Origin of the sequence: Actinacidiphila sp. bgisy167, assembly GCF_965342175.1 — a bacterium.
Lineage (GTDB): Bacteria > Actinomycetota > Actinomycetes > Streptomycetales > Streptomycetaceae > Actinacidiphila.
In genome coordinates, this window is sequence record NZ_CBDRBL010000043.1 from 15,824 (window position 1) to 28,204 (window position 12,381).

Below are 12,381 nucleotides of genomic sequence, written 5' to 3' on the forward strand. Positions count from 1 at the left end.
GCTTCTTGCCTCGGGCGGTCGTTTCGTGCCGGATGCCTTCGTGTCCGCCGGCACCTCGGTGGCGGGCGAGGGCCTGGGCCGGGCTGACCCCCTGCGTGAGCCCGCGCCGTGACACCGGGTTGGGCGACCCGGCACGGGTGTCACGCCGGCCGGGTGGCGCCCGCGAAGGGCATCTGGTCGACCGGGGCGAGCTTGACGACGTCTCCGGTCCGGGGGGCGTGGATCATCATGCCGTTGCCCACGTAGAGGCCGACATGGCTGATCCCGGAGTAGAAGAACACCAGGTCGCCGGGCTGCAGTCCGGAGCGGGGGATCCGGGTGCCCGCGTTGATCTGGGTGTACGTCGTGCGTGGCAGGGAGACCCCGGCCGCCCGCCACGCGGCCTGCGTGAAGCCCGAGCAGTCGTACGCAGAGGGCCCGGTGGCGCCCCAGACGTAGGGCAGCCCGAGGGAGCCGTAGGCGAAGGAGACGGCGCGGGCGGCACGCGCGTTGGGGGCCGCGGCGGGCGCCAGACCGGTGCGGGAGGTGGCGCGCCCGGCCCGGGCCGGGTCGGCGGAGCCATGGCCCCCGGAGGAGAGCACCTCGGCGCGCTGGGCGGCGGTCAGCCGGTCGAGCAGTCGCCGCGCGGAGGCCAGGCGCTGTTCCACGGTGCGCTTGTGGCGGGCGAGTTCGGCGCGGCTGCCGCGCAGCTCGTCGATCTCGGCGGCGGCTTCGGCGCGCAACTGCTCGACGCCCCGCCGCTGGGCGGACAGGACGCGCAGCGCGGCGCTCTGGCGGCTGCTCATCCGGTCCAGCATGCCGGCGCGCTCCAGGTAGTCGCCGGGGGAGGAGTCGAGGGCCAGCTGGACTGCGGGGTCGAGGCCGCCGCTGCGGTACTGGGCGGTGGCGAGGGAGCCGAGGCCGTCGCGGGCGTCGCCTAGGCGTTCGGTCCTGCGGGCGAGTTCGTCCTGGAGCCGCTCGATCCGCTCGGTGGCCGTGTCCGCCTTCTCCTTCGCGCCGTTGTACCGCTCGGTGGCCTGCTCGGCCTCCTCGTAGAGCCGGTCCACCTCGGCCCTGGCCTCGTCCGTGGTCAGCCGGGGCTCCGCGTGCCCGGCCTCCCCGAACACCGTCACCGTTGCCGCGCCCGCCAGGGCGAGACCGACGGCGGTGCGCAGGGTCGTGCCTGCGGGTCCGCGTTCCTTGGGCCTTCTGTGCGACGCCACGCGCCGTGACTCCTTCCGGGCTGTTCCGTACACCCCCCGGCGGTCCGGCGGCGGGCGGACGGGGCGCCGTCCGCCGCCGGACCTTCGGCGGGGGCGGCCGTGCCGAGGACGGGGTCCTCACGGCAGTGGGGATCGGCCACCTGGGGCAGGACGCTAAACCGGGACGCCGCGGGGGAGCCGGGGAGTGTGCGGGACTGGTCCGATTCGGCCGCGGACTGCCCGTGGATGACCGCTGTTCGACGGGTGACCTGGTCACTTGCGGTCCGGCCGTGATCGATGCCGCGGAAGAGTCCGACCTCGGTGCGGGGCGCTGCTACGGGCTGGCTAGGGTCCTGAGCCATGGACGTACTCATCAACCTGATCGTCGGCCTGCACATCGTCGGCATCGCCGCCCTTCTCGGCGGCTTCCTCACCCAGATGAAGGCCATGGGCCGCGGCGAGGCCCGTTTCGTGCCGGGCATGCTGCACGGCGCGCTGACCATGCTGGTCACGGGCGCGCTGCTGGTCGGCCTCAACCAGGCCGACGACCAGCCGGTGAACAACATCAAGATCGGTGTGAAGCTCGCGATCCTGGTGGTCGTCCTCGGCCTGGTCTACGTCAAGCGGGACGAGGAGAAGGTGCCGGCGGCGGCCTTCGGCACCGTGGGCGCGCTGACCACCGCCAACATCTTCATCGCGGTGCTGTGGACCTGAGCCCGGCCGCGGCCGGCCGGGCGGGGGCTCAGGCCATCCGGGCGTAACCGTAGATCGGCATCTCCGTGATCGGGGCGATCTTCACCACGCTCCCGGTGTGGGGGGCGTGGATCATCTGGCCGCCGCCGATGTAGAGGCCGACATGGGTGATGTCGGAGTAGAAGAAGACCAGGTCACCGGGTTGCAGCTGGCTCGCGCTCACGCGGCTGCCGAAGTCGACCTGGTCGTAGGTGGTACGGGGGATCTTGACGCCCGCGGCGCCCCAGGCGGCCTGGGTCAGGCCCGAGCAGTCGTAGGAGTTGGGGCCGGTGGCCCCGTACACATAGGGCTTGCCCAGCTGCGCGCGCGCGAACGCGATCGCCGTGGCCGCCTTGGCGGCGTAGCTGCCGGACGCCGGTGGCGTCGAGCCCGTGGATCCGGTGGATCCGGTGGATCCGGTGGAGGAGCCGGCCTCCTTGGCGGCCTTCTCCCTGGCGGCGATCTCCGCGGCCTTCGCGGCCGCCTCCTCCTGGCGCTTCTTCTCCAGCGCCGCCAGCCGTGCCTTCTCCTGGGCGGTGAGGCTGTTCAGCAGCTTCTGCGCCGCGGCGAGCTTCTGTTTGACCGCGGTCTTCTCCGCGTTCAGCCGCTGCTGCGCCTCGGTGAGCTCGTGCAAACTCTCGACGGCCTCGGCGCGCCTGGCCGTCGTCTCGGCCTGTTCGGAGCGGAAGGTCTCCAGCGCGTGCTCCTGCTGTTCGGACAGGCGGTCCATCAGGTGCGCCTGCTCCAGGAACCCCTGGGGGTCGGAAGTGAGCAGGAACGTCGCCGTGCCGTCCAGACCGCCGCTGCGGTACTGCGCCGCGGCGTACTCGCCGATGGTGCGGCGGGCGGCGTTCAGCGTCTCGGTCTTGCGGGCCACCTGGTCCAGCAGCGCGTCGGCGCGTGCGCGCTGCCGCTGTGTCTGCTCCTTGGCGCCGTTGTAGCGCTCGGTGGCGGCCTCAGCCTGGTGGCGGAGCGTGTCGACCTGGGCCTTGACCTCGGTGATCGAGGGCTTGTCCGGTGAGGCGGGGGCCGCGCTCGCGCTTTCGCCGAAGAGGGTGACGGTCGCCAGTGCGGCGGTCGTGAGTCCCACCGCGGCCCGGGGGCCGGGGACGGTCAGCGGATGCGGGCGCGGCTTGCGGTGCGTCGCCAAGTCTGGCGGCTCCTTCCGTGGACCGCCTACCGGGTTAGCTGTCGGGTTCGGGCTTCGGAAGGCCGCCCTACGGTGCGTACGGGCGCACACTGCGCTCGTACGGACCGATTCACCCCAAGGTCGTTCGGGTCCCCGGCTCCGGCGGTCGCCGGACTCAGCGGAGGCGGCCCGTGACGGCACGGTCGCCGCCGCTGGAGCGGACCGCCTGATCCGGCACGGTAGTCACTGCGGGGGCCCCTGGGAACCCTGGTGTTCGAATTGTCCGCAATCATTTCGTGACCTTCACCTTCCCCGGACGGTTCCCGGAGGCTGCGGACCGGGCCCGCGGGGCCGTGTCCGGCGGTCAACGCGCCCAAGGGGGCCGGGCTCGGGCAAGGCGGGCAACGCTGTCCGCCGCACGGCCTAGACTCGGGAGGCGATGAGCAGCCTCTTTGACGACAGCTTCCTGGCCGGCCTCGAACCGAGGGAGGGGGAGCCCCCGCCGCCTCCCGAGGAAGAGCCGGACACGGTCCCCGACGACCTCTTCGAGGGGCGCTTCGACGCGCCCGTCGACCGGGACGCGTACTACCGGGACGGGGCCCCGCGCCCGGCCCTCGATCCGGCCGCGCTGCTCGAGGGGCTCAACGAGCAGCAGCGCGCCGCCGTCGAGCACACCGGTTCCCCGCTGCTCATCGTCGCCGGCGCGGGCTCCGGCAAGACCCGGGTGCTCACCCACCGCATCGCGTACCTGCTGGGCGCCCGCAAGGTGCACCCCGGCCAGATCCTGGCGATCACCTTCACCAACAAGGCGGCCGGGGAGATGAAGGAGCGCGTCGGGCAACTGGTCGGCCCGCGCGCCAATGTGATGTGGGTCTCCACCTTCCACAGCGCGTGCGTCCGCATCCTGCGCCGGGAGTCCAAGCGGCTCGGCTTCACCTCCAGCTTCTCGATCTACGACGCGGCCGACTCCAAGCGCCTGATGGCCCTGGTCTGCCGCGACCTGGACCTGGACCCCAAGCAGTTCCCGCCGAAGTCCTTCAGCGCCAAGGTCTCCAACCTCAAGAACGAGCTCATCGACGAGGAGACCTTCGCCGGCCAGGCCGAGAACGCCTTCGAGAAGAAGCTCGCCGAGGCCTACGCGATGTACCAGTCGCGGCTGCGCGAGGCCAACGCGCTCGACTTCGACGACATCATCATGACCACGGTCAACCTGCTCCAGGCCTTCCCTGACGTGGCCGAGCACTACTGGCGCCGCTTCCGGCACGTCCTCGTCGACGAGTACCAGGACACCAACCACGCCCAGTACACCCTGGTGCGCGAGCTGGTCGGCACCGGGGACGCGGGCGAGGGCGAGGAGCCCGCCGAGCTGTGCGTGGTCGGTGACGCCGACCAGAGCATCTACGCCTTCCGCGGCGCGACCATCCGCAACATCCTCCAGTTCGAGGAGGACTACCCGCAGGCCCGCACCATCCTGCTGGAGCAGAACTACCGCTCCACCCAGAACATCCTGACCGCCGCCAACGCCGTCATCGAGCGCAACGCCTCCCGCCGGCCGAAGAACCTCTGGACCGAAGCCGGGCAGGGCCCGGTCATCACCGGCTATGTCGCCGACCAGGAGCACGACGAGGCGCAGTTCATCGCCGACGAGATCGACCGGCTCACCGACGCCGGGGACGCCCGTCCCGGCGACGTCGCCGTCTTCTACCGGACCAACGCGCAGTCCCGTGTCTTCGAAGAGGTCTTCATCCGCGTCGGCCTGCCCTACAAGGTCGTCGGCGGGGTCCGCTTCTACGAGCGCAAGGAGGTCCGGGACGTCCTGGCCTACCTGCGCGTGCTGGCCAACCCCGAGGACACCGTCCCGCTGCGCCGCATCCTGAACGTGCCCAAGCGCGGCATCGGGGAGCGCGCCGAGGCGATGGTCGACGCTCTCGCCGCGCGCGAGCGCATCTCCTTCGCCGCCGCGCTGCGCCGGGTCGACGAGGCCTTCGGCATGGCCGCCCGCTCGGTCAACGCCGTCAAGCGGTTCAACGAGCTGCTGGAGGAGCTGCGCACGGTCGTGGACTCCGGCGCCGGCCCCGCCACCGTCCTGGAGGCCGTGCTGGAGCGCACGGGCTATCTGGCGGAGCTGCAGGCATCCACCGACCCGCAGGACGAGACCCGCATCGAGAACCTCCAGGAACTCGCCGCGGTGGCCCTGGAGTTCGAGCAGGAGCGCACCGACGAGGAGCCCGGCACGCTCGCCGAGTTCCTGGAGCGCGTCGCGCTGGTCGCCGACTCCGACCAGATCCCGGACGACGACGAGGGCGGCGGCGTCATAACGCTGATGACGCTGCACACCGCCAAGGGCCTGGAGTTCCCCGTGGTCTTCCTGACCGGCATGGAGGACGGGGTCTTCCCGCATATGCGCGCGCTCGGCCAGACCAAGGAGCTGGAGGAGGAGCGGCGGCTCGCCTACGTCGGCATCACCCGGGCGCGGCAGCGGCTGTATGTGACCCGGTCCACCATGCGCAGCGCCTGGGGCCAGCCCTCGTACAACCCGCCCTCGCGCTTTTTGGAGGAGATCCCCGAGCAGCTCATCGAGTGGAAGCGCACCGGCGCCTCCGCGGCGCCCTCCGCCTCGGTGTCGGCGGCGGCCTCGATGCTGTCGCGTTCGCCGTCGAAGGGCGGCCCCTCCGGCTTCGCGACCCGGCGCACCCAGGACCGGCCGGTCATCTCTCTGGCGGTCGGGGACCGGGTCACGCACGACACCTTCGGGCTCGGCACGGTCGTCGCGGTCGACGGCAGCGGGGAGAAGGCCAAGGCCACCATCGACTTCGGAGACGAGCGGCCGAAGGTGCTGCTGCTGCGGTACGCGCCGGTGGAGAGGCTCTAGCGCGCTCGCTCCGGCCGCGTCGGCGTCCGGCGCGGCCGGTGGCGGCGCGCCGCCGGTGCGGACACCGGGCACGGCGGGGACGGGGCTGCGGGCGGGCCGGGGTTCTGCTGCGGGGTGGGACCGGTGCGGGGGGGCGGTGCCGGGGCCGGTGGCCGAAGGCTCAGCGCGGGTCGACCCCGTGCTTGATCAGCCACTGCAGCGGGTCGATGGCGGCCCCGCCGGAGGGACGCACCTCGAAGTGGAGGTGCGGGCCGGTGGAGTTGCCCGAATTGCCGGAGTAGGCGATGACGTCGCCGGCCTTGACCGAGCCCGAGCGGATCTTGGTGCTGCTCAGGTGGCAGTACCAGGTCTCGGTGCCGTCGGGGGCCGTCACCACCGCCATGTTGCCGTAGGCACTGTTCCACTGGGTGCGCACGACGCCGTCGGTCGCGGCCATCACCGGTGTGCCGTAGTTCACCGGGAAGTCGATGCCGGTGTGGACCGACATCCAGTTCACGCCCGCCTGACCGAAGTAGGCGCTCAGACCGTGCTCGCTGACCGGGAGCAGGAACTTGGGGCGCACCTGCTCCTTGAGGGCCGCCTCCGCGGCCTTCTTCGCGCGCTCCAGCGCCTGGCGCTCCTTGAGGTCGATGCGTTCCTGGCTCCGGCTGGCGCGGTCGGTGAAGTCGTCGACGTCCCGGTTGAGCACCGCGAGCTGCTGGTCGAACTTCGTCGTCGGGGCGTTGGTCGCTTCGGGTGCGCCGTCGGCCTGGGTGCGGCTGCTGTCGGGTTCCTCGGTGTTGACGGTGACGGCGGCCGCGCAGGCGACACCCATCACCGCCACGGAGGGGACGGCGACGGTGAGCAGGGCCGAGCGCCGGGCCTGGCGGCGCCTGCGGCTCCCGCCGCCCCCGCCGCTGCGCGGGCGTGGCAGTGCGGCCTGCGCGGCGCCGTCGTCGCTGCCGACCTCCGGCTCCCCGGAGTCGGCGTCGGGGGTGGCGTCGACGGTGTCGTCCGCGGCGGCGCCATAGGCGTCGGTTTCGTGCGGCCCCGGCTCGTGCTGTTCCGGTTCGTACGCCCCGGTGTCGTGGTGCCCGGCTTCGTACGTCCCGGTGTCGTAGTGCCCGGTCTCGTACGCAGCGGTGTCGTAGGTTTCCGCGGCGTAGGCCACGGTCCCGTACTGCGCGGGCTGCTCGTAGGCGGGGGGCTCGGACACGAGGCCATGGGCGGCGTCGGGCTCGCCGTAGGCGGGGTGGAGGGCCGTGTGCTCGTAGTGCGCGTAGTCGTAGGCCGCCGCCGGCTGCGTCTGCGATGGGTCCGGATACCAGGCGCCGGTGTCCGCGCCCGTGTGCTCGCCGTAGCCGGGGGTGCCGGTCGTCTGCTCCGAGGGCCAGTATCCGGTGTCGACGGTGTCGGCGTAGGGGACGGCGGTGTAGGCCCCTGTGCCGTGGGCGGGGTACCTCTGGTGGGAGCCGAAGGGGGGGATGTCATCGGTGTAAGCGGCGCCCATGGACGCGTACGAGGCGTCGGAATGCCCCTCGTACCCGTAGCCGCTGTACTGGGGGGCGTACCCCGCCGGATGACGGTCGTTCACCGCTTCTCTTTCGCCTCGGCAGCAGGAGAATTAGCGGCGACTGTATCCCCCAGCGGGCGACGCCCACAATCTTCGGCGGTGTCCAGGCGTCTTCGGTGCCCCGTGTTCGATGGCCTTTCGATGCTTATGGGGCAAGGCCGTCACGCGGCGTCGACGGCTCCGGACGCCAGTTCCTCGCCGAGCAGCGCCTGCCGGACGCCGGCGGCGATGCCGGCGTGGACGGGCATGGTCAGATGGCCGACCCCCGCGACGTGGACGTTGCGCGCGATCAGGTCGGGATGGTCGAGTCGGGCGGCCTCGACCGGGCTCATGAGCTCGTCCAGATCGCTCCAGAACGCCACGAAGCGGGTGCGGCAACCAGGGGCGGGCTTGGCGAGCTCCTCGATGAGGTCGGAGTGGGGACGCATCTGGCGGACGATCGGGTGCGGGTTCAGCAGCGGCGCGGCCCGGGTGCCGGCGTGCGGGGTGCCCAGGGTGACCACGGTGCGCACCCGCGTGTCGCCGCCCAGGCGCTGGACGTAGTAGCGGGCGATGAGCCCACCGAGGCTGTGGCCCACGATGTCCACCCGGCGGTGCCCCGTCTGCTCGCAGATCTGTTCGACGTGGCGCCCGAGCAGGGCGGCCGCCGTGCGGATGTCGCAGGTCAGTGGCGAGTAGTTGAGCGCCTGGACATGTGGCCATCCGTGCCGCCGCAGCGACCGGCGGAGCATCGCGAACACCGAGCGGTTGTCCACGAAGCCGTGCAGCAGCAGGACCGGGGGATGGCTGCGGCCCACGGTGGGGAGGCGGGGCAGGGCCTCCGACTCGCCGGCCGCCTGCTGCGGCCCGCGTTCCTGGAAGATTCCGGTCGGGTAGAGGAAGACATGACCGGTCAGGATGGCGATCTCGATCGCCGCGGCTCGTACGTAGGCCGCCTGGCGCACCAGACGGTCTCCGACACCGAAAGACAGGACGCCCATGGCCTACCTCCCGTGGGGCACACGGAGACGGCCCTGTCCCCCGTGCGCCGAGAACGCGACGGCCCGCGTCGCCTGCTGAACCTGAGGTCGACGGCGGGCCGAACGCGTTTCCAACGTGAACGTGTCCCATGTGTGATTTCCCCCTCCGGGCGCTTCGTGAAACTGTCCGCACGGGGGATGCTGGCGATAACGTTCGTTCACACATGTGCCCGCTGAGCGCAGCAATCGTGTATGGAGGCAGCGATGGGAGTGTCCGGACCGATCCGTGTGGTGGTCGCCAAACCGGGCCTGGACGGTCACGACCGCGGGGCGAAGGTCATCGCCCGGGCGCTGCGGGACGCCGGCATGGAGGTCATCTACACCGGTCTCCACCAGACGCCCGAGCAGATCGTGGACACCGCGATCCAGGAGGACGCCGACGCGATCGGGCTGTCGATCCTCTCCGGTGCCCACATGACGCTCTTCGCCAAGGTGATCGAGCTGCTCCGCGAGCGTGAGGCGGAGGACATCAAGGTCTTCGGCGGCGGGATCATCCCGGAGGACGACATGGCCCCGCTGCGGGAACTCGGCGTGGCCGCCATCTTCACCCCGGGGACGCCGACGGGCGACGTCGTCGCCTGGGTGAACGACAACATCCGCCATCCGGCCGAGGCCTGATCGCCACCGGCGGCGGTGCGGGCGGCCCCCGTACCGCCGCGGGCCCGCCCTCGGCCGCCGCGTTCAAGCCAGTTCCTCGAGCATCGCGGCCCGCAGGCGCAAGGTGCCGACCAGGCGCTGGAATGCCTCCGCCCAGTACGCCCCGGCGCCCGGTGAGGTGTCCGCGGACTCGGCGGACACCGCGGCCAGCGGGGCCGCGCGGTCGGCCTCCGCCGGGTCCATGCAGCGCTCGGCCAGGCCCATCACCCCGCTGAAGCTCCACGGGTAGCTGCCCGCGTCCCGTGCGATGTCCAGGGCGTCCACCACCGCGGCCCCCAGCGTCCCGGACCAGGGAACGGCGCAGACCGCGAGCATCTGGAATGCCTCCGACAGGCCGTGCGCCGCGATGAAACGGGCTACCCACTCCGCCCGCTCCCTGGCCGGGAGGACCGACAGCAGCCTCGCCGGGTCCCCGACCGGGCTGACCACCGTCGAGGGGGCCGGGGCGGGCCCCAGCAGCGCACGTGCCCAGGCGGTGTCCCCCTGGCGTACCGCCGCCCGGCACCACGCCGCGTGCAGATCCGCCTGCCAGTCGTCGGCGACCGGCAGCGCGATGATCTCCTGCGGTGTCCGGCCGCCGAGCCGCTCGTGCCACACGGCGAGCGGCGCCGCGTCCACCACCTGACCGAACCACCAAGCCCGCTCCCCGCGCCCGGCCGGCGGTATCGCCACCACGCCGTCGCGTTCCATGGCCGGGTCGCATTCGTACGGCGCCTCCACGACGATCCGGCCGCCCGCCGGGTCCCACGCGACGCACGTCCTGGCCCGTGCCGCCATCCGGGCGGCCAGGGCGGAGCCGGGCAGGGCCGACAGCAGTTCGGCGGCGGTGGCCCGCACATTGCGGCTGCGGTCGGTGAGGGCCTGCTCGAGGAACGGCTCGTCCTGTGGCGACAAGCCTTCGCGGAGCGAGTCCAGGAACATCAGGCGGTCCTCGGACCGCTCGGCGGCCCACCCCGAGCGCAGCAGCTCGCGTGCCCGGTCCGGGTCGAGGGCCCGGAGTCCGGCCAGCAGGGCGACCCGTTCGGCGAAGAGGCCCTCCTCCCACAGCGTCCGCACGGCATGCGGGTCGCCGGTGTCCGGCAGGACGCCGGGCGCCCCGGCGCGCAGCGCGAACCGCCAGTCCGCGTTCAGTTCCGCCAGCCACAGCCCGCGCGGCCCCGCCAGCGCCAGGGCGTCCGGCCGCAGGTCGGTGCGCGCGCGGGCGGCGTCCAGCAGCGCGGGCAGCAGATCCGGCGGGGCCGCCCAGCCGCGGGCGCGGGCCTCGGCCAGCCACTGGGGCAGCAACTCGGCGAAGTTGGCGGCGGCGCCGCGCCGGCTTCCCCCGCCGCCTCCGCCCGAGCGGTCCGCCAGGAGCTGGGCGAGGCGCCGCCGCGCCGCCTCGGGCAGCGGTGGGCGCGGATCGTGGGGCGCCGCGGCCGGTCGCGACCTCGCCGTGGCCGGCCGTATGCCGGCGCGGCGCCGCAGGACGGTGTGCGCGGCGCAGTCCAGCAGCTCTGCGGGTGTGCCGCCCCTGCGGTCGGTGCCGAGGAGCGCGGTGCCGACCAGGTCGGCCCACGTCGATGTCGCCCACGTCGATGTCATCGTTCCCCCGTCCTCATGCTCCCCGTCGTCCCCGTCGTCCCGTCGTCCCCGTCGTCCCCGCGCGTGAGCCACCTGTGCGCCACGCCTGCCGCGCGAGCGTCCCCGTGCGTCCGTCTGCGGTGCCGGCCCGGATCACGCCGTGAGCGGCACGGGTTCCGGGTCCGTACCGGCCCAGGCCGTGAACGGCCGGAAGCCCTGGTGACCCAGCTCGCCGAACACCGTCACCGGGCGGCCGCCGGAGACCGCCGCGAGCCGCCACAACCCCGCCCCGGCAGCGGCGCCGCCCACCGTGACCGGGACGGCGTCGCTGCCCTCCGCGTCCGCCACCTGCCATTGCGGCGTGCCCGGTATCGGCACGACACCGCACAGCACGACCGGCCAGGCGTCCAGCCACGGATCGCCGGCCACGGCCTGCCCGTACGCGCCGAGCGCCGCCGCGACGGGGAGGCCCGCCGGCACGCGGCCCGGCAGCGGCCCGCTGTGCCGCGCTCCGAGCGCCGCCCGCAGCGGACGGGCCCCCGGGTGGAAGGCCAGCTCCGCCTCGAGTGACACGCCGACCGGCAGTCCCGCCTCCGGCGCCCTGCCCACCGCCTGGAAGGACAGCAGCAGCGCGATACGGCCGCTGCCCTCCCCGTGCAGCCAGGTCCTGCGGGTGGTGAGACGGTCGTCGGCGGTGTCCTGCCGTGCCAGAACCAGCCAGTGGTCGCGTACCGCCGGCCCGGCGAGGACCTGCGCCGCGTCCACGGTGAAGCCGACCCGGGACCTGATGGTGGCCGCCAGGGGTTCGGGCAGCGCCTCCTGCCGCAGGTACCCCCGGGCCAGCAGGTGCAGCAGCGCGGTCTCCTCCAGCAGCCGCGACGGCCAGTCGCCCCCCGGTGCCGCCGGCGGGCCCAGCCGGCGTACGCGGGAGGCGAGCCCGGGGGCCTGCGCGTCCACCATGCGCGCCGCCGTCTCCTCCCACCGCTGGTACCCCTCGTGGTCCGCGCCCGCCAGGCCGCCCCGCAGCAGATCCGCCAGCCGCCGCTCCAGCTCCGTGGCCCCGGCGGCGACCCGCCGGTCCCGGCGCTCGGCCCGCCTGCGCGCCGCCTCCCGGTCGGCGCCGGACGCCCCGCGCCCGCCCGGCTCCATCCGTTCCGCGGCGACGCCGCGCCCGTCGAGCCGTGCCGTGACCCAGCCGGGCCGGGCGCCCCCGTGCGCGGCCGGCCCGACCTCCCCCCAGGCCCACAGCAGGAGCAGCGCGACCACGTGCTCGCACGGGGCCGTGCTGCCGGGACAGTCGCACCCGAAGGCGGGCCCCGCCGTGTCGGCCACTGCTCGGAACGGCCTGCCGCCGCCCGCGCACAGCCCCCACACCGCTGTGCCCGAACTCCCCGTCCCGGACCAGCGGGCAGCCCTCGCCAGGCCCGTCCCTGCCCGGCGTGTCGACGCGTCGGGCGCGAGCGCGAGGACCTCGTCGGCGGTCCACCGCCGCATCTGCCGTCCACTCGTCCCGTCCATGGCCACGACGTTACGAGCGACCACTGACAACAGCCCCTGACCTGCGCTTCTCTGACGCCGGGACGGGATTGTCAGTGGGGTGCGCGATGGTGGGGACGCGGACGCCCCGCGGGGGGCTGACGGGGCGTCCGCGCCATCTGCTCCATGGGAGAACAGGGGAG

The 12,381-nt window shown here is 73.4% G+C and carries 9 protein-coding genes and 1 riboswitch; of the genes, 3 read left to right on the plus strand and 6 right to left on the minus strand.

The genetic code is table 11. The features are described 5' to 3' along the window. Nucleotides 1-140 precede the first annotated feature (140 nt). The gene (locus tag ACRWND_RS17750) at nucleotides 141-1,202 is read right to left on the minus strand and encodes an NlpC/P60 family protein (protein ID WP_431950404.1); all 1,062 of its coding nucleotides are present in this window, start codon (nucleotides 1,200-1,202) and stop codon (nucleotides 141-143) included. Nucleotides 1,203-1,541: 339 nt separating this feature from the next. Here ACRWND_RS17750 and ACRWND_RS17755 point away from each other — a divergent pair, with 339 nt between their 5' ends. Then, on the plus strand, nucleotides 1,542-1,895 hold the full coding sequence (locus ACRWND_RS17755; protein ID WP_431950406.1) for a hypothetical protein: 354 nt from the start codon (nucleotides 1,542-1,544) through the stop codon (nucleotides 1,893-1,895). Nucleotides 1,896-1,923: 28 nt separating this feature from the next. Here the strand turns inward: ACRWND_RS17755 and ACRWND_RS17760 are convergent, their stop codons facing one another. Beyond that, nucleotides 1,924-3,063, minus strand: coding sequence for an NlpC/P60 family protein (locus ACRWND_RS17760; protein WP_431950408.1), 1,140 nt, complete (start codon nucleotides 3,061-3,063; stop codon nucleotides 1,924-1,926). 8 nt (nucleotides 3,064-3,071) lie between these two features. Next, a riboswitch (cyclic di-AMP (ydaO/yuaA leader) is annotated at nucleotides 3,072-3,233 on the minus strand. Nucleotides 3,234-3,481: 248 nt separating this feature from the next. Between ACRWND_RS17760 and pcrA the strand changes: the two genes are divergently transcribed. After that, on the plus strand, nucleotides 3,482-5,914 hold the full coding sequence (gene pcrA, locus ACRWND_RS17765; protein WP_431950410.1) for a DNA helicase PcrA: 2,433 nt from the start codon (nucleotides 3,482-3,484) through the stop codon (nucleotides 5,912-5,914). A 160-nt stretch (nucleotides 5,915-6,074) separates the two neighbouring features. Here the strand turns inward: pcrA and ACRWND_RS17770 are convergent, their stop codons facing one another. Together ACRWND_RS17770 and ACRWND_RS17775 are read right to left on the minus strand one after the other, a co-directional pair. Next, nucleotides 6,075-7,487, minus strand: a complete 1,413-nt coding sequence (locus ACRWND_RS17770; RefSeq protein ID WP_431950412.1) for a M23 family metallopeptidase — start codon at nucleotides 7,485-7,487, stop codon at nucleotides 6,075-6,077. Between the two features lie 140 nt (nucleotides 7,488-7,627). After that, a complete protein-coding gene (locus ACRWND_RS17775) occupies nucleotides 7,628-8,446 on the minus strand; it encodes an esterase/lipase family protein (RefSeq protein ID WP_431950414.1) in 819 nt (272 codons plus the stop codon). A gap of 243 nt (nucleotides 8,447-8,689) precedes the next feature. On the opposite strand from ACRWND_RS17775, the gene ACRWND_RS17780 reads away from it, so the two are divergent. Then, entirely contained in the window at nucleotides 8,690-9,103 is a 414-nt protein-coding gene (locus tag ACRWND_RS17780; protein WP_431950416.1) for a cobalamin B12-binding domain-containing protein, read from the plus strand. Nucleotides 9,104-9,166: 63 nt separating this feature from the next. Here the strand turns inward: ACRWND_RS17780 and ACRWND_RS17785 are convergent, their stop codons facing one another. Then, nucleotides 9,167-10,723 (minus strand): DUF5691 domain-containing protein, encoded by a 1,557-nt coding sequence (locus ACRWND_RS17785; RefSeq protein WP_431950418.1) that lies wholly within the window; start codon nucleotides 10,721-10,723, stop codon nucleotides 9,167-9,169. A gap of 132 nt (nucleotides 10,724-10,855) precedes the next feature. Continuing rightward, nucleotides 10,856-12,220 (minus strand): SWIM zinc finger family protein, encoded by a 1,365-nt coding sequence (locus tag ACRWND_RS17790; RefSeq protein WP_431950420.1) that lies wholly within the window; start codon nucleotides 12,218-12,220, stop codon nucleotides 10,856-10,858. Nucleotides 12,221-12,381: the final 161 nt, after the last annotated feature.

Excerpts from the sequence above, each read along its gene's own strand:
- ACRWND_RS17775 (WP_431950414.1), bottom strand. The coding sequence starts at position 8,446 with ATGGGCGTCCTGTCTTTCGGTGTCGGAGACCGTCTGGTGCGCCAGGCG.
- ACRWND_RS17790 (WP_431950420.1), bottom strand. The coding sequence starts at position 12,220 with ATGGACGGGACGAGTGGACGGCAGATGCGGCGGTGGACCGCCGACGAG.
- ACRWND_RS17755 (WP_431950406.1), top strand. The coding sequence starts at position 1,542 with ATGGACGTACTCATCAACCTGATCGTCGGCCTGCACATCGTCGGCATC.
- ACRWND_RS17780 (WP_431950416.1), top strand. The coding sequence starts at position 8,690 with ATGGGAGTGTCCGGACCGATCCGTGTGGTGGTCGCCAAACCGGGCCTG.
- pcrA (WP_431950410.1), top strand. The coding sequence starts at position 3,482 with ATGAGCAGCCTCTTTGACGACAGCTTCCTGGCCGGCCTCGAACCGAGG.
- ACRWND_RS17785 (WP_431950418.1), bottom strand. The coding sequence starts at position 10,723 with ATGACATCGACGTGGGCGACATCGACGTGGGCCGACCTGGTCGGCACC.